Source organism: Luteibacter sp. HA06 (genome assembly GCF_054061215.1).
In genome coordinates, this window is record NZ_JBSSDZ010000001.1 from 2,173,670 (window position 1) to 2,191,030 (window position 17,361).

Below are 17,361 nucleotides of genomic sequence, written 5' to 3' on the forward strand. Positions count from 1 at the left end.
GCCTAGCGAGACGACACAATGAACAAGAATCACATCGACAAATTCATCAAGGACATGGAGCTCTTCCTCCCGACCGGCAGTGACTATCACGCCAGGGCAGCCTCCGAACGCGACGATTCGGTGGAACTCATCGTTGCAGACATCAAGAAATACTCCGTCGAGTACGACCAGATCGTGGCCTTCGGCAAGCGCTATATCGAGGCGTGGGATCTCGTCATCTACGCGCGCCTGAAAGCCATGGTAAAGGCGTTCGATACCGGCAAGCGCGTAGCGGTTGACGAGACTGACGCCTCGAAAGGAAAAGTGACCTTCGACGACCTGTTGCAGCGGTGGGGGCGAAACGTGTCGTCCCGCACCGATATCGGGTTGATCCGGTTCGGCCAGAAGCGGGTCGCTTCCACCTTCGCTGAATCACGCACCGGCGATCAGAATCAGACGCTGGGCGTGCCGTTGATCAATGGTCGGCCATTGAGGGTCGTAGCATCCGAGTTCCAGGAACGTGGTCTGGGCATCGATCGGAATCCCCTGAAGATCTTCTATCACGAGCCCCATAACTGCTGGGTTGCCGCTAACAACCGTTCGTATGCAGCGCATTGCATGGCGGGCACCCGCCCCTTGCGGTTGTGGCCCGGTGAGGCTGACGACGGCGAGCGCAGGCGTCTCACGGAGACACTCACGTCGGGCGACGTCAAGTTGACTGCCGGGGTACGTGTGACCTTGCCCCGGTCGCTACCCTCGCTAGAGATGCCCATCACCAACGGGCAGCAGGACCTGATGGTCACCGATGTCGTCACGGTACCTCCGACGTTTTATCTGGACTGGTCGCGGTGACCCACGCCATCAAGCTGACATCGGGCGTGGGTGAGACGCTGCTCATCGCCAACATGAGCGCGACCGAAGAGCTCGGGCGGCTTTCCACGTTCCGTATCGAAGCGATCAGCAAGAACGCCTCGGTCGACCTTCGTGCGTTGCTGGGCACCCCGATGACAGTGACGGTGACCACGCCACAAGGCTATGTCCGTTACTACAACGGCATCGTCGCCGAGGCGGAGCAGGGCGCGTTCGTGCAGGTCGATAACGTGCGGTATGCCGTCTACACCTTCATGGTGGTGCCCAAGCCCTGGCTGCTGCGGCAGACCTCGGATTGCCGCATCTACAAGAGCAAGACGGTGCCGCAGATCGTTCGGGAGGTCCTGGCCGAGTTCGGCTACGGCGATGTCCGGCTCAGCCTCACGGCGAACTATTCCCCGCGTGAGTACTGTGTGCAGTACCGCGAGAGTTATTTCGATTTCATCAGCCGGTTGATGGAGCAGGAGGGTATCTACTACTACTTCACGCACGCATCGGGAAGCCACACCATGGTGCTGGCCGACGCCCTCGGGGCGCACTCGGCGGTAGCCACGTTCGAGACGATTCCTTACGCACCGCCCACCGAGCGGGGCCATCGGATGAAGGCATCGATCAGCGACTGGACAAGCGGACGTACCGTCAACCCGACGCGCGTGCGGCTGGACGCTTACGATTACCAGCGTCCGCGTGCGTCGCTGTTGGCGAACGAGCAGGCGACAGATAGCGCCGATCTGCATGGCGTTCCGGGTCTGGAAATCTATGACTATCCCTACGGCTCGGTAGGCTACGCACAGCAACTTGCGGACGGACAGCGTTACGCGCAGGTCCGCGCCGATGCGCTGAACGTGCCGCAGGCCACTTCTTCGGGCGCGACCGATGCCGTCGGGCTGACTACGGGCGCCCTGTTCCGGTTGAAGGATTTCCCGCTCGCCGACGCGAACCAGGAATACCTGGTGGTGTCTGCGACGACACGGCTGGTCGAGGTTGACTACCAGGGCGGCGGCGTCGAGCCGGACCAGGACGAAGCGCCCTTTGCCTGTCAGTTCCGGGTGATCCGCAGCCGCCAGCCTTTCCGCTCGGCACAGACGACACCGCGGCCGGTCATCGCAGGCGTGCAGACAGCCGTGGTGTACGGGGAGACGGATGAAGACATCGAGGTCGACAGTTACGGGCGCGTCCAGGTCACGTTCTTCTGGAATCCATCCTCCAAACCGAAGGCCGACCAGTCCTGTCCCGTACGCGTCGCCTCGAGCTGGGCGGGCAAGCGGTGGGGAGCGCAGTTCATTCCGCGCGTCGGCCAGGAGGTCGTCGTCGGTTTTCACGAAGGCCATCCGGACCGTCCGCTGATCCTGGGCAGCGTCTACAACCAGGAGCACATGCCACCTTACGCGCTGCCCGAGGACCGCACGCGCAGTGGCGTGGTCAGCCGCAGTCTGCGTGGGGCTTCCGGTGAGGCCAACGAGATCCGCTTTGAAGATCGCAAGGGCGCCGAGGAGTTGCTCTTCCACGCGCAGCGTGATCTTCGCCATGAGGCCGAGAACGACCACATCTCGACGATCGACCGCGACGAAAACGACACGATCAAACGCGACCGCTCCCACGACGTGGGTCGCGACGACACGCTAAAGGTTGGTCGCCGCCTGAGTATCGAGGCCGGTGAGGAGATCGAACTGGTGACCGGTCTGGCGCGCATCGTGATGAAGCGCACCGGCGAGATCCAGATCATCGGCAGCAGGATCGCGCTCAACGGCGCGGCCACGATCAATCTTGTTTCCGGTGGTGCGACCTCGCTTACATCCGGCGCCGCCGTGTCCATCACCGCCGGAGCCACGGTCACGGTGAACGCCACCGCGGCGATAGCGGTGACGTCGGGCGCCGCGTTGATGCTCTCTTCCACCCTGGGTCCGGCCGTGCTGAAAGGCATGCCGCCGTTGCTGCTGTGACCGCCATGCGTCTCACCATAACGGCGGCAGCCCGCGAGATGGGTCTGGACGTCCATGCCGTCGCGCTGCTTCGAGACGACATGAGCGAACGTGCGGCTGTCCGCGTGCTCCTCGCTCACGGGGACGTCGGGGTTGCCCTGCGCATGGCGCTGCGCCTGGCGCCGCGTGGCTACGTCGTGCCGTGGCTCTGCCAATGCGTCCGCGCCCAAGTGCCCGAGGGCGACGCCTTGGATGGCCTACTTGCCGCCGAGGCGTGGCTACGCGATCGAGGCGAGCCCCGCCGACGCAGCGCGCTGGCCTTTGCTGCGGACAGGCACTACGTCGGCGTCGGTGCGCTGGTCGCCGCGAGCGCGGCCTGGTCGGAAGGCTTCCTCCTTGACGCCGAGGGCAGTGAGGTGGCACCCGTCGCCGCCCAGCTCATGGCGGTCGTGGCAGCGGCTGCATTGCTGTCACTGGCATCCACGTTTCCCGATTTTGATGCGCGCAGCCGCGCGTTCGTCGCCTCGGCGATGGCACTGCTTCCCCCGGAGGAATCCGCATGAACTCATCCACCGCATCGAGCCTCGTGCTCTCGGTGCTCGGCGACCATGCCGGCGACGTGTCCGAACGCACTTCTGTGCGCATCGAGGGCCATGACCTGAGCATCGGCCGCGCCGAGCACTGCGACTGGGTGCTGCAGGCCCAGGGCGTGTCCCGCCAGCATGCCTTCGTGCGCCACCTCAATGGTCTCTACTTCCTGGAGGACCGGAGCACAAACGGCATGCTGTTGAACGGCGCGCCGCTGCGTGGCGGGGAGCCGGTATCGCTCAGTGATGGCGATCGCCTGCAACTGGATACGTTCGAGATCCTGGTGACCGTGGAGTTGCCGACGCCGGACGTGGCGGAGGCGACCGCGCGTCGTGACCGTGACGAGACCCTGCAAACCTTGCGCGTCTCGCGAAGGGAGCCCGCGGTGTCCGAGCCGGTACCGCTTCCCTTCATGGCACAGAGCGCGTCGCCCTCGCTGATACCTGGTGTCGCCGACGCTGTGGGGTCGCTCGATCCGCTGGCGTGGTTGGGTAGCGACGTGCCGTCGGCTCACGAGGCAAGTCGCGACATCGAGTCTGCCGCCCACTGGAGTCATGCGTCACCGATGGACGGACATTTCGATGCGCCGCAAGTGCAACCGCTAACCATCGAGCGGCAGGGTCCCGCGGTCCTACCCGAGAACTGGGATCGCACACGCAGCGTGTTTACCTTGCCGACGACGCAGGAGCGCGCCGCCCTTCCAGACCTCGTTGCCCCGGTTTTATCCGGGCCCGCATCTGTAGCAGTAGCCGCCGTCGCAGCGGTGGCCGTGCGGGAAGCCAATCATGCACCTGCATTTACGCAGGTAGCTGCACCAACACCGTCGTCGCAGACGCAGACGCAAGCATCGATACCGGTAGCGACCAACATGGAATCGCTGTTTACCCTAGTCCTCGAAGGGGTAATGGATGTACTGCGTGCACGCGCGGAACTGAAGAACGGCTTCCGCCTGCCGGCCACCTTGATCCAGCGACGGGAAAACAACCCACTGAAGTTCGCGCCCACGGGCAGTGAAGCCTTGTCACGCGTCCTGGCGGCGCCCAACGAAGCATTTCTCTCGGGTGAGGCGGCGATCACCGATGCGATGGACGATATCCGTCTGCACCAGGTCGCCTTGTTGGCAGGCGTGCGCGCGGCCTTCGACGACCTGATCACGCAGTTCGATCCGTCGCGTTTCGAGGAGGGCGAATCGCGTCGCCCGCGCTTTGGCTTCGCTGCGGCGAAGGGGCCGTGGGAACGCTACCGCGCACATTTCGATGGCCTGGCTGCCGACCCCGAAGAACGTTTTCGCCGCCTTTTCGGCGATGAATTCGCCCGGGCCTATGAAGATCAACTGGCGCGCGCCAAGCGCGACGGCGCTGACCGGAACCGACCATGACAGCATTCAATAAGGTGGTGTGGAGCGAGGGCCTGTTCCTTCGCCCGCAGCACATGCAGCAGCAGGACCGCTATACCGAGCGTTACGTGGAGTTGCGCGCAGCCACGTTGCGCCCGCATCCGTGGGGCTTCGACGAACTGGAAATCGAGCGCGACCTGCTGTCGATCGGCAAGCTCGGCATTCGGCGGGCGCGCGGTGTCTTCCCCGACGGCACGCCATTCTCCATGCCAGATCGCGATCCGCTACCACCGCCGCTGGAGATCGACACGAACTGGCGCGATCAGGTGATCTACCTGAGTCTGCCATTGCGGACGCCCTCCCAGCCGGAAAGCCTCTGGCCGGGTACGCAGGTGCCGGGCCAGCTCGCGCGGTTCGCGGTGCGCGAGGCGGAAGTCAGCGATGCCTCCGGAAGTACGACCGAGAGCGTGGTGCTTGAAGTCGCCGGCATGAGCACCCGGTTGACGGCGGCATCTCAGGCGCGCGAAGGGCTGGTCGAGCTTCCACTCGCCCATCTGGTGGAGTGCCGGGCGGACCGTCGCGTTGTGCTCGACGATGGCTTCGTGCCCAGCGCACTGGCCTGCCGGGCATCCGAAAGGCTCACGCTGTTCCTCACCGAATTGCTTGGCCTGCTGCACCAGCGCGGCGAAGCATTGGCCGGCCGTGTCGGGGGTACCGACCGGACGAGCACGGCCGAGCTTGCCGACTTCCTCATGCTGCAGCTGGTCAATCGGTACCAGCCGCAAGTGGCGCATCTCGCCGAGGCGCCCTTGCTTCATCCGGAAGACCTCTACCGCCTGCTAATAGGCATGGCCGGGGAAATGGCGACCTTCACCACGCCGGGCAAGCGCAGCGAGACGTTTCCCCCGTATCGGCACGATCGCCTTCGCGAGAGTTTCGAACCGGTCATCGCGGGACTGCGCGTGAGCCTCAGTGCCGTCCTGGAGCAGACAGCGATCCCCGTGCCGCTGCAACAACGCAAGTACGGCGTGTGGGTGGGAACGGTTGCCGATGGCAGCTTGCTCGACGGCGCGTCCTTCGTGCTTGCCGCCAAGGCCGACATCGCCGCCGCCGACATGCGTCGTCGGCTGCCGTCGCAGTCAAAGATCGGCCCGGTGGAGAAGATCCGCGACCTGGTCAACCTTCAGCTGCCCGGTATCGCCGTGGCGTCCCTCGCGGTCGCACCGCGACAGATTCCCTTCCACGCGGGCTACCAGTACTTCGAACTGGATACCGCCTCGCCGATGTGGAGAACCCTGCGTACTTCGGGCGGCGTCGCGCTGCACTTTGGCGATGGCTTCGACGGCCTGGCGCTGGAGCTGTGGGCGGTAAGGAGTTGATCGCATGAAGCAAGACGATTTCAACGCCTCGCAGGGGGCGGATGCCACGATCGTGCGGCCGAGCGGCGTGCGTGCGCCGACACCGCTGCCGCTTCGCGAACGCGAATCAGGGCGCGATCTGTCACGCGCGGCACAGGAGCTGCCGTCGGCTGGCGGCAATCCTCTTGTTCGCGCCGCGAATCCGCTGCTTCTGCTCGCGGCGCAGCTGCGCAACAGCGCCGAAGCCCCCGATCCGGCGTTGCTGCGCGACCGTGCCATCGCCTATCTGCGGCGCTTCGAGGACACGGGCGCCCGCGCCGGCATCGATGCGCAGACGGCGGTCGCAGCGCGTTATGTGCTCTGCACGATGATCGACGAGGCCGTGCTGGATTCGCCGTGGGGCGAGCAGACAGGATGGAGCCGGCAGACCCTGCTGGTCACCTTCCACGGCGAAACCTATGGCGGTGAGAAGTTCTTCGTCATTCTCGATCGCCTGGCCCAGGACATGGTTCGTCATATCGACCTGGTGGAGATGATGTATCTCTGCCTGGCGCTCGGCTTCGGCGGCAAGTATCTGGTCGAACCCGGCGGCATGGCGCGACTCGCCGACCGCCGCGAGGACGTCTACCGGCGGATCATGGCGTATCGCGCGGCGCCCGCCGCGGCCTTGTCACCTCGCTGGCAAGGCGTCGATCGTCCGCTCAAGCCGCGTCGCGGCGTTCCCGTGTGGATGGCCGGGTTGGCCGCATGCTGCCTGCTCATCGGCGTCTGGGTGTTCCTGCATACACGTCTTAACGGCACGGTCGAACCGGTCAGCGCACGACTGGCGACCATCGGCCTGCGCGGCGTGCCGTTGCCGGCTACGGCCGCGGCGAAGCCCGTCTCGGCAAGCCTTCGTCAGCTTCTCGCGGACGATGCGCGCGCAGGCGCGTTGTCGGTCGATGAGCGTCCGGATGGACAAGCGAGCCTGCGGCTCGCCGCCGCCGAGATGTTTCCCTCGGGCGGAGCAGACGTCGGGGCCGATCAGGTGGCCCTGCTTGGACGGGTCGCCCGTGCGCTGAACCAGGTGCATGGCCGCGTCATCGTGGTGGGGCACACCGACGACCAGCCGATCCGCTCGCTGCGCTTCAAGGACAACTTCGAACTTTCCACGGCGCGCGCACGCAGTGTCAGCGCCATTCTTTCCCGTGACCTCGACGACCCGCGACGCGTGGAATCGAGCGGGGCCGGTGCGTCGCAGCCGATCGCGACGCCGGCCGATCTGCCAGCCAACCGCGCGCGCAACCGTCGCGTCGACATTCTGTTCGTCCCGGAGGCCGGATGAAAAACCTGGACGATGTGTTTCGTCATGTTTGGGTGCGAGCCGCTATCGGTATCCTTCTCTGTGCGTTGCTGATCGCTTTTGGCGGCCCGTACCTCGGCATTGGTGACCACCAGCCACTGGCTGGCGTGGGTGCGCGTGTCGTCGCCATCTTCATCGTCGCCGCGTTATGGATCGGTATCGTCCTGTTGCGTCACTGGCTGGCGGGGCGACGTAGCCGGCGCATGGGAGACGAGATGGCCGCGCAGGAGGACCTGCAGCGGAGGGACGTCGAGGCGCGTACCCAGGCCGAGCGCGATGGACTGCGCAAGCGCTTCGTCGAGGCGCTTGCCGTGCTGCGCAAGCGACGCGATGGCGGCGGTAGCCTCGAGGCGCTGCCCTGGTATCTGTTGATCGGTGCCCCGGGGTCGGGCAAGAGCACCCTGCTGGAGCACTCGGGACTCGAGTTTCCGTTGCTGGGAGGTACGGGCAAACGCTCCGTGGCCGGCGTCGGCGGCACGCGCCAGTGTGATTGGTGGTTTACCGACAAGGCGGTCTTCCTCGATACGGCGGGCCGATACACCACGCAGGACTCCGATCCCGGTGTCGACGCGTCGGCATGGGAAGCCTTCCTGCAACTGCTTCGCCGTTACCGGCGTGGACGACCACTCAATGGCGTGATACTCACGGTCAGCGTGGCCGAACTGCTCACGATGAACCCGGAGGAACGCCAGCGTCATGCCGATGCGCTACGCGAGCGTATCGACGAGATCGGCACGCATCTTGGCGTGGCCTTGCCGGTCTACCTGGTGTTCACCAAGCTCGACCTGGTCGCTGGTTTCCTCGACCATTTCGACACGCTCGACGCAGCGGGTCGTGCGCAGGTGTGGGGCATCACCTTTCCCGAAGCGCGCAGTGTCGATGGCACGGCGCCCGACCTGCTTGCCGACGAATTCGATGCCTTGCTCGAATCGATCGACGGCGCCGTCGTGCCGCGCATGCACACGGAGCGTGACGTGCGCCGGCGCGCGCGCATCCTCTCTTTCCCTCAGCAGCTGCGCCATCTCCGGGAACTTGCCCTACCGTTGTCTTCGGCCGTGTTCGGTCGCCATGCCTATGGCCGGCCGCCCGTCCTGCGCGGGTTGTACCTCACGTCGGGTACCCAGGAGGGCACGCCGATCGACCGCGTGCTGTCGGTGGTAAGCCGTTCTTTTGGCATGCCTGCCACCACGGCATCGGCCTCGCGGTCGCCTCGCCGGACGTTCTTCGTCGAGCGCCTGCTCAATGAGGTGATCCTTCCCGAGGCGGGCTTCGCCGGCAGCAATCCGGTAGCGTTGCGTCGTCGTCGCGTCGCCGGGGCGGCTGTGATCGCCGCCATTGCCATCATCACCGTCGGTTTGCTGGTAGGCATGTTCACCAGTGCGGCGCGCAATGCCGACTTCGTCGCGAGCGTCGGGCAGGTGCTGCGCGATTATCCCGACGATGCCCGCACGGCGACGCCGTCGTCGCTACGTCAGTACGATGCGCTGGCCCTGCAAGGGCTGGACGTGCTCGGCCGCGCCGAGCAACTGGCCGCACAGGTGCGTGGCGAGTACCCGCTGTCGATGCGTTTCGGCCTGTTCGAAGGCAACTCGGTCTTCGACGAGGTGCGCAATGCGCATATCCGCGAAGTCAACGCCAGCGTCGTGCCGGGGCTTGCCCTGCAATTTCGCGATGGCGTGCGGGATGCAGCCAGCGATCCGCAGCGTCTTTACTACGCGCTGAAGGGATACCTCATGCTGGGCCAGCCAGGGCATCGCGACGGCAACAGCCTGGCCGCGCTGGCCCGGGAACGTTGGCGTGAGGTGTTCCCCGACGACGACGGCCTGGCCGATGCGCTCGAAGGTCACTTCCGCATCCTGTTCGACGGTCGCGACGCCTTGCGGACGTTCCCGCTGGACCCGGCCCTGGTCGATGCGGCACGGGCTTCCCTGCGTGCCGCGGACCTGGCGACACTGATCTACGGCGGGCTGAAGCTCGACAGCGAATCGCGTCAGGATGCACCGGTGCGGCTCGACCGCACGCTGGGGCTGCTGGGCAATGTGTTCCGCCGACGGAGTGGTGCGCCATTGTCGAAGCCCTTGCCCGCGCTGTACACGCGGCCGGTCTTCGCCGCCATGGTGCAGGAGGGTAATGCCTCGGGCATCGGTGGCAGTGGCGGCATCGCGTCGGCCGTGGCGGCCTTCGCCAAGGACGACTGGGTGTTCGGCGTCAAGGTGAACGATCCCGTGCGTCGCGCCTCACTCGCATCGCAGGTGAGGACACTCTACGTCGCGGATTACATACGCGCGTGGGACGAGCTCATTGGCGACCTGCAGTTGCAGCCGGTGAGCAATGTGCAGGAGGCCAGCGGTGTCGCGGCACGGCTCGCCGGCGCAGGTTCGCCGTTGAAGGCGCTGCTGGTACTGGTTCGTGACAACACCACGGATCTGCTGCGACAAGCTCCTTCGGACGGCACCGATCGCGTGGCCGCCGCGGCGGAGCGGCGTGTTTCCGATCAGCTCAAGAGTCGCAGCGAAGTTGCCCGCCTCGTCGCCGAAGGCAATACGCCGACGGTAGCGGCTGCAACGCAGCGCCCGGATGCGCCGATCGTCGAACACTTCGCCACCCTGAATCAGCTGACCGACGGGGCAGCGGGCGCGACGCCACTCGATCGTATCCTCGGCGTGCTGGACCAGATGAGCAAGACGCTGCTGACGTCGCGGCCCACGACGGATGCACTGGGGCAGACGGACCCCGCACTGGCCATCGCGCGGCAGGAGGCGGGGCAGTTGCCAGCGCCGTTGTCGACATGGCTCGGCAGCCTTGTCGGGGCCAGCCAGTCGTTGGTCAGCAAGGGTGCGGACGGCGCGCTCGCCGACGGATTTCGGCAGGCGGCAGGAGGCGACTGTTCGCGCCTGGTCCAGGGGCGTTATCCCTTCGCGGCTGAGAGTCGCTCGGACATTCCGCTGCAGAACTTCGCCGACCTGTTCGGCAACGGCGGCCGCTTCGACACCTTCTTCAAGCAGGTGCTTTCAAAGTCGGTCGACAGTAGCGGCAGCACGTGGACGTTACGCGAGGCCGACGGTGCACGCTCGGGTGGCGCGGTGGTCGCCCAGGCACAACTCGCTGACGCCATACGCCAGGCCTATTTCCGCGACGGTCCGACGCCGCAGGTAGGCTTCACGCTGTCGATCACCACGCCCCCACCCGGCGTCGGCCGTCTGCTGATCGAGATCGACGGGCAGCGCTTCGAGTACAAGGCGGGCGAAGCCAGTACGCCGGTCACGATGCGCTGGCCCGGTCCGACGCCGGGCACGACGCGGATCAGTGCGTGGGACAGTGGCGGCAATCCCTTGCCCGTGCTGGATTACCCCGGTGAGTGGGGTTGGTTCCATGCCCTGGACGCGGCGTCGATGCAACGGCGAACCGAAACACGTTTCGGTGCGAACTTCGGCTTCGGTGCTGCACACGTCACCGTCGATATTGAAGCAGCGAGCCTGCACAACCCCTTCGGCGATACCAGTGCGCGTCGCTTCCGGTGCCCGTCATGACCCGCGTGCTGGTGGGATTTCACGGCAAGCTACCGAACGTCGGTGATTTCGTGCAGCGCCGACTACCGGCCGGTTTTGTCGATCGATGGGACGCGGCGATGCAGTCGGCGCTCTCGACGGCGTCTGCTGCCATCGGTGATACGTGGCGGGACACCTTCCTCGCTTCGCCGTCATGGCGATTTGCGCTGGCCATGGACGTCTGCGATCACCTGCCCTGGGTCGGAGTGGTCATCCCGTCGCGCGACCGCGTGGGCAGGGTCTACCCACTCGTCCTTGCGGTATCCCCGCCGTGCGACGTGGAGGGCTGGCCGCGCATGCCGGCCAACGCGTGGTTCGACGCGCTCGACGCCGCCGCCGCGCGCACTCGCCAGGGCATCGACGTGAGCATGTTCGACGCCCTGGTGGCGATGTTGCCTGATCCGGCGGCGTCAACGGCGCAGAACCCACCTCCCGTCCTCGGTCCCCGCATCGGCAGCCTGTGGTGGCGCGGTGAACATCCCACCGATGGCATCGCCTTGCCCGGCCTTCCCGACGGCGCCGACTACCTCCGCCTGCTCGGCGTCGACATCGACGAGGTGACTGCTTGAGCCCGCCATACCTTTCCGCCGGTCGTACCGAGACCGGTCATGTGCGTCGCCACAATGAGGATGCCATCCTCGTTGGTGACGAGCCCGGTATCTGGGCCGTTGCCGATGGCCTCGGCGGGCATACAGCGGGCGACGTCGCCAGTGCGCTGATCGTCGAGCAACTGGGTTCGCTGCATCTGTCCACGGACATCACGGACACGATGGATGCCATCGAGGACGCGCTGCTGCGGATCAATCACCGTCTTCGCGCCATGGCGCGCGAGCGACGGGTAGACGCGGTCGCCTCGACGGTAGTGGTGTTGGTACACACCCGCGATCTCGTGGCGGTGGGCTGGGTTGGCGACAGTCGCGCTTACGTTTTCGAAGACGACCGGCTCCAGCAGGTGACCCGGGATCACGTCCACGGTGACCGCAGTGACGAGACACGGTTTGGTGGCGCACATGCCCATGCGTCGGCGGGTGTGCTCACGCGCGCCGTGGGCGCGGAGGATCGGCTCTTCGTCGATTGGGTGGTCCGCGCGCGCCGCCCGGGCACCTGCTTCGTCCTGTGTTCCGACGGCATCAACAAGGAACTCAGCGACGCCGAGATCGAAATCCATTGCCGCCGCAACGCTGACCCCCAGGCGCTGATCGACGCGCTGGTGGGAACGGCGCTCGATCGTGCCGGGCGGGACAACGTGTCGGCGGTCGCCGTGAGGCTGGACCCCCTTAAGGAAACGCACTCATGAAACAACCCAACGACGAAGAAACCCGCGTGCTGCCCGTGGGCGACAGCGATGCCACTGTGTTCAAGCCCTTGCACGCGCATGGCGGGGAGGGCACGGCGACCGGCTCCGCATCGCAGGGCACCGGTGACAGCTGGCGGCACATGGCCGACATGGCGCAGGGCGAGCGCATCGGCGTGGGCAGCCTGCTCAAGGACAGGTTCTTCATGGAGCGGGAGCTCGGTCGAGGCGGCATGGGTGTGGTGTACCTCGCCCGTGACGAGCGCAAGGTCGAAGCGCGCGACCGCGACCCCTATGTGGCCATCAAGGTGCTCAACGATGAGTTCCGCAAGCATCCGGATGCCCTGATCGCCCTGCAGCGCGAATCGCGCCGGGCGCAGCATCTGGGCAACGACCACATCGTGCGCGTCTACGACTTCGATAAAGACGGCACCAACGTCTTCATGACGATGGAGTACGTCGAGGGCCAGGACCTGCGCACGGTTATCCGCACGAAGGCGCGAGATGGCATGCCGTTCGACGAGGCCTGGCCGCTGATCGCGGATATGGGCGAGGCACTCGTGCGCGCTCATGGCGCCGGCATCGTCCACTCGGATTTCAAGCCCGGCAACGTCATGGTCACGCCTTCGGGCATGGCGAAGGTCTTCGACTTCGGGATCGCACGGGCAGGCAAGATAGGCGCCGAGCACAGGGACGACCGCACGGTATTCGATGCCGGCACGCTCGGTGCCATGACCCCTGCCTACGCCAGTCTCGAGATGCTGCAGGGGAAAGCGCCGACGCCCTCGGACGATATCTACGCGTTCGCCTGCGTTGTATTCGAACTGCTGACGGGGCGTCACCCGTTCGACAAGCAGAATGCCGAGGAGGCGATGGCCGCGGGTCGTCGTCCACCCGCCGTGCCGGGACTCGACAAGCGCCAGTACAAGGCACTCGTCGACGCGATCGCATTCACGGCAGACAAGCGCAGCAGCGATATCGGCAACGTGATGGCCGGATTGCGTCGCAGGCGCTGGCGTGAGCGCGCTACGCCGTGGCTCATCGCGACCGCCGGACTGATCCTCCTCGTTGCGGCAGGCGCATGGTTCGGGACGATGGAGGCCGAGCGCCGCCACACGGCGGATACCTTGCGTCGCTTCGCGCCAGCCCAAGTGGATGGCTTTCGAAGCGAGGACGACGTGCGCGCGGCGCTTGCCGCACTCGACAACGACGAACGTCGACACGTCGTGGTGGACGGTGCGGACGCCATCGACAGCTTCCTGGTCCGCCTGGTCGCCGCTCGCTGGGATCCGGCGAATCACCGCTATGACTTCGCCGGGGCCCAGAAAGTGTTCGCCCTCCGTGCGGAGTTGAAGACCTTCGCGCCGAAGGTCGATCGCCGTCGCGAGGAAGTGACGCACGAGCGCGACGAAGCGCTCAACAGCCTCGACACGCGTTTGAGCCAGGCGATCCTCGCCAATCGCCTCACCGGAAGCGGTACGGAAGACGTGCCAGCGATCCTGGCGACGATTCGTGCGATCGATCCCTCGAGCCGCTTGCTGGCAAACCCGGAGTTGAAGCTGAAACTGGCGGATGCCGCGAATGCCGCTGCGACACCGGCCGGCCGCGACCCGGGCGAGGTGCGTGATGCGGAACGCGCCGCGCGACTGGAATCCCTGCGTCAGGCCTCCGCCGCCGGCGACTTCGACAAGGCGCTGGACAGTTACAAGCAATTGCGTGGGACAGATGGTGCTGCGGCGACAGCGACGGACGAGCCAGCCAACCTGCTTGCGCGGGCGACACTCGACGCGGCGCGTGCGGCGTGCAGCGCCGGGCACTGGAAGGACGCTGCGGAGAAGGTTGCCGCTGGCCTTGCCGCAACGGGTGATCGGACCGACCTGGCCGCAGCAAATACGCGCTACCAGTTGGCGCTGGCGGTGATGACGGCAGCCAGGGCTCCGACAGTATCGGTTGCCGATCAGGACGCGCTGCGCAAGCAGGTGGATGCCGTAAAGGCCGCCGATCCCGAAGGACTCAAGGACCTCGAGGCGGCCATGAAGACGGCAAAGGCGTTGCCGGAGGGTTCCCTCGCGAACGTAGTGAACCGGTTGCGGAGTGCGCCGGTCGCCGCGACGCGCGTCGACGCTTGCGCGCGTCGCGGCCTGGCTGGCAGTGCGCGGGAGTGCTTCGACACCTTCTCGGCCGGTGCGCACGGTCCTGCGCTGGTGGTCGTGCCACATGGTCGCAAGCCCTTCGCCATGACCCGCACGGAAATCACCGTGGCCGACCTGGACCAGTTCTGCCGGGCCACGCGCACCTGCGCCATCACCCGTGGGCAGGTACCGACCCAGCCGGCGCGTTCGATCTCGGTCGAATTCGCACGGCGTTACGCGGCGTGGTTGTCGCAGGTCAGTGGTTACACCTATCGGCTGCCGACGGACGAGGAATGGCTGCTGGCAGCGCGTGCCGGCGCCGACTGGGACAGCAAGGCTGCGACGTGCGGCACCGCGACGACCGGTCTCGGTCGCTTTGTCCGCGGCGACGACTGGAGCAGCAAGGGTGTGACCAATCCCTGGGGCCTGGTGGACATGGTCGGTGGCATCTGGGAATGGACGACCAAGGGCGCGGGCCTTGCCGTTCGCGGGGGAAGCTATCGCAGCGGTCCTGATGCCTGCTCCGTGACGAGCACGCGCGAGAGCGATGGTTCGGCCGAGCGCGATGTCGGTTTCCGCCTGGTGAGGGATATCCCGTGATGGCTTGGGAAACGAAGGTGAATCGCGAACTGGGGCATCTGAACGACGCGCACAGTGCGGCGCGTATGGCCACGCCTGAATACAGGCAGCGTCGCCGCGCCTTGCTGCAGGCGGCGCTGCTGTCAGAAGGTTCGGCCTCGCATACGCTGCGTCGGCCCGCCGGTGGTGCGGCGGACGCGGTCAGCGCGACGACGATACGCGCGCTGCCGATGCGGCGCGCCGTGACGCGTCCCGCGCACGGGCGCCGGACGCGTCTCTCCTGGTGGCTCGGTAGCAGCGTGGTCGTCGTTCTCGTCGCGTTGCTGCTGAGTTGGACGCTGCTGCGTTAGTCCGCGTTGTCCTCGCCGGACAGCTGCTGAAACTCGGACAGGCCGCCCGGCGCGAGCGTCCGCAGCAGTTCGGCGAAACTCAGGCCGACCAGGCGGCTGGCCCGACGAAGCAAAGGCGGCACGGGACTGGAAGGCTCGTTCCGCGCATACCACGCACAGATCTCGTCGAGCATGCGCAGCACGTCGTCGGTGCCGCGAACCGGCCCCCGAGCCACGGGGACCGCACCGCTGGTCGGCTCGTTCCCTTGGTCATTGCCCGGGGCACCATCAGCGGCGACGAGTGCTTGTGGCGCACGTATCGCCACCTGCGTGCGCAGGAACGCGTCGATGTCACGAAGGTCACGCTCGAGCGTATCGAGGTCCGGTCCCAAGCCGGGCGTTTGCTCCTCGAAGAGACGGCCGATCGACCGGACATGAACCAGAGCGCCGGCAACCGCCGCCTCGGTGGTCACGAGCAGATCGATATCCACGTGCTGGACGACAGCGTCCACGATGTCCTGCGATACAGGTACCGCTTCCGGCGTGCTCTCACCGGATTTGAGCGTGCCGTTGAGCACCCGCAGGTCACGCAGCGAAAAGGCGCCGATGCGATCGGCGCGAAGGAGCGGCACGCTACGGAGGTAGCCCACGGTACCGTCGGTGGCGGCGAGCGCTGCCAGCGCGTTGATCCGCTCGACCGGGTCACCCTCATCCAGGCGCGGATGGACCTCGTTCCAATAGCGCGTCAACAGGCCCGCGACCAGCCCGACGGTCGCGCTCCAGGCCGTGAATCCCTCGGTCTTGAGGCGCGCATTGGCCCAATGGATGGCGACACGCAGGTCGCGCGTGCGTCCGGCCACCTGCTCGGCCTGGCGCGACACCTCGCGCCAGTCGGGTTCTTCCGCCTGCTTCACCGTGTCGCCGATCGCACGCTCCGCGCCAGGAGCCGCGAGGTTCTCCAGGATCAGGAACGCCGGATCGTACTCGAGGTTCGGGCCGCACGTTTCGGTTTCGTCGAGCGGCTCGAGGAAGGGTTCAGTGGTATCCATCGCGTGCAAGGTCCATCAAAGGGAAAGGGGGCGCCTGTGCGTGTCGCGTCGGCCGCAGGCCATGGCTGATGCGGACAAGCTCGTCGCGTAACCAACGATGAGCTGGCTGTTTATCGAGGCGACTGTGCCAGGCCATGGCAAGCGACATATCAGGCTGGTTGAAGGGCAGGGCGAAGGTCTCCACGCCCGGGCCGACTGCCGCGATCATGCTCTGCGGCAATGTGCAGACCAGGTCGGTCGTGTTGAGGAGCGAGCCGATGATGTCGCCGTAGGGGGCGGACACAAGGACATCCCGCGAGCGGCCCAACTCCTTCAGACGAACATCCATCAAGCCGTCCATCCGTCCGGTCGAGGACACGATGAGATGGCCCAGCGAGCAGTACTCGTCGATCGTGAGCTCGAAATTGCCCCGCGGGTGGCCAATGCGTTGCAGCATCACGAAGTCGTCCGCTAATAGCTCTTTCGCTTTCAACGAAGGTGGCACCTGCTCGTTCGGGACGAGGAGGATGTCGAGCTCCCCGCTTTCGAACTGCGCGAGCACGTCTGCATCTTCGCTGCCGCAGCGGAAGGCCAGCCGAAGGTGGCGGTTTCCCATGTCATGGAACGAGCGAATCAGGGGACGGGTGAAGCTACTGATGGCGCTGAAAGACCCGCCAACCCGGAACATGGCGGCGTCGCGCGTGGGATCGAACGAATCGGCGGGATCGGCAAGGGTCCCCAGTTGGGCAAGCGCGTCGCGGAGCGACATCGCCATTTCCTCCGCCTTGGGCGTTGGGACCATGCCGCGCCCGGTCTCCGACGGAATGAGCAGCGGATCCTTGAAAAGGCGGCGAAGGCGAACTAGCTGGGCTGATAGCGCCGGCTGGCTGACATGTAGCCGGGATGCAGCACGTGTGACATTCCTTTCTTCAAGAAGCATATCGAGCGAGACGAGCAGGGGGAGGTCACTCGGTTTCAGATTCATGACTACTTTTTGGTTGCGCTCGTGGGGACGGCGCGGGTTATTACGTGCGTGTGCGATTGTAGGCTGGAGTT

At 66.0% G+C, this 17,361-nt stretch carries 13 protein-coding genes; 11 read left to right on the top strand and 2 right to left on the bottom strand.

Features of this window, described 5'->3' with window-relative positions:
* Positions 1–18 precede the first annotated feature (18 nt).
* Genes ACVWWJ_RS09955 through ACVWWJ_RS10005 form a run of 11 tightly spaced genes read left to right on the top strand, consistent with a single transcriptional unit; the run spans position 19 to position 15,298 of the window.
* Positions 19–831 (top strand): hypothetical protein, encoded by an 813-nt coding sequence (locus ACVWWJ_RS09955; protein WP_456967663.1) that lies wholly within the window; start codon positions 19–21, stop codon positions 829–831.
* A complete protein-coding gene (locus tag ACVWWJ_RS09960; protein ID WP_456967664.1) occupies positions 828–2,792 on the top strand; it encodes a type VI secretion system Vgr family protein in 1,965 nt (654 codons plus the stop codon). Before ACVWWJ_RS09955 ends, ACVWWJ_RS09960 begins: the two co-directional genes overlap by 4 nt.
* A gap of 5 nt (positions 2,793–2,797) precedes the next feature.
* Positions 2,798–3,334 carry a DUF6931 family protein gene (locus tag ACVWWJ_RS09965; RefSeq protein ID WP_456967665.1) on the top strand — a complete coding sequence of 179 codons (537 nt, stop codon included), beginning with the start codon at positions 2,798–2,800 and terminating at the stop codon, positions 3,332–3,334.
* Positions 3,331–4,737 carry a type VI secretion system-associated FHA domain protein TagH gene (tagH, locus tag ACVWWJ_RS09970; protein ID WP_456967666.1) on the top strand — a complete coding sequence of 469 codons (1,407 nt, stop codon included), beginning with the start codon at positions 3,331–3,333 and terminating at the stop codon, positions 4,735–4,737. Before ACVWWJ_RS09965 ends, tagH begins: the two co-directional genes overlap by 4 nt.
* Positions 4,734–6,074 (top strand): type VI secretion system baseplate subunit TssK, encoded by a 1,341-nt coding sequence (tssK, locus tag ACVWWJ_RS09975; RefSeq protein ID WP_456967667.1) that lies wholly within the window; start codon positions 4,734–4,736, stop codon positions 6,072–6,074. Before tagH ends, tssK begins: the two co-directional genes overlap by 4 nt.
* Positions 6,075–6,078: 4 nt before the next feature.
* Positions 6,079–7,377 carry a type IVB secretion system protein IcmH/DotU gene (gene icmH / locus ACVWWJ_RS09980; protein ID WP_456967668.1) on the top strand — a complete coding sequence of 433 codons (1,299 nt, stop codon included), beginning with the start codon at positions 6,079–6,081 and terminating at the stop codon, positions 7,375–7,377.
* Positions 7,374–10,925 (top strand): type VI secretion system membrane subunit TssM, encoded by a 3,552-nt coding sequence (tssM, locus tag ACVWWJ_RS09985; RefSeq protein WP_456967669.1) that lies wholly within the window; start codon positions 7,374–7,376, stop codon positions 10,923–10,925. Before icmH ends, tssM begins: the two co-directional genes overlap by 4 nt.
* Positions 10,922–11,512 carry a type VI secretion system-associated protein TagF gene (tagF, locus tag ACVWWJ_RS09990; RefSeq protein WP_456967670.1) on the top strand — a complete coding sequence of 197 codons (591 nt, stop codon included), beginning with the start codon at positions 10,922–10,924 and terminating at the stop codon, positions 11,510–11,512. Before tssM ends, tagF begins: the two co-directional genes overlap by 4 nt.
* Positions 11,509–12,240 (top strand): PP2C family protein-serine/threonine phosphatase, encoded by a 732-nt coding sequence (locus ACVWWJ_RS09995; RefSeq protein WP_456967671.1) that lies wholly within the window; start codon positions 11,509–11,511, stop codon positions 12,238–12,240. The genes tagF and ACVWWJ_RS09995 overlap by 4 nt, the downstream gene beginning before the upstream one ends.
* Complete coding sequence (locus ACVWWJ_RS10000; RefSeq protein ID WP_456967672.1) at positions 12,237–14,969, top strand: protein kinase domain-containing protein; 2,733 nt, start codon at positions 12,237–12,239, stop codon at positions 14,967–14,969. Before ACVWWJ_RS09995 ends, ACVWWJ_RS10000 begins: the two co-directional genes overlap by 4 nt.
* Positions 14,969–15,298, top strand: coding sequence for a hypothetical protein (locus ACVWWJ_RS10005; RefSeq protein ID WP_456967673.1), 330 nt, complete (start codon positions 14,969–14,971; stop codon positions 15,296–15,298). The genes ACVWWJ_RS10000 and ACVWWJ_RS10005 overlap by 1 nt, the downstream gene beginning before the upstream one ends.
* On the opposite strand, the gene tssA is transcribed toward ACVWWJ_RS10005, so the two are convergent.
* Complete coding sequence (tssA, locus tag ACVWWJ_RS10010) at positions 15,295–16,326, bottom strand: type VI secretion system protein TssA (RefSeq protein WP_456967674.1); 1,032 nt, start codon at positions 16,324–16,326, stop codon at positions 15,295–15,297. The genes ACVWWJ_RS10005 and tssA overlap by 4 nt on opposite strands.
* A complete protein-coding gene (locus ACVWWJ_RS10015) occupies positions 16,313–17,290 on the bottom strand; it encodes a LysR family transcriptional regulator (RefSeq protein ID WP_456967675.1) in 978 nt (325 codons plus the stop codon). Before ACVWWJ_RS10015 ends, tssA begins: the two co-directional genes overlap by 14 nt.
* Positions 17,291–17,361 lie beyond the last annotated feature (71 nt).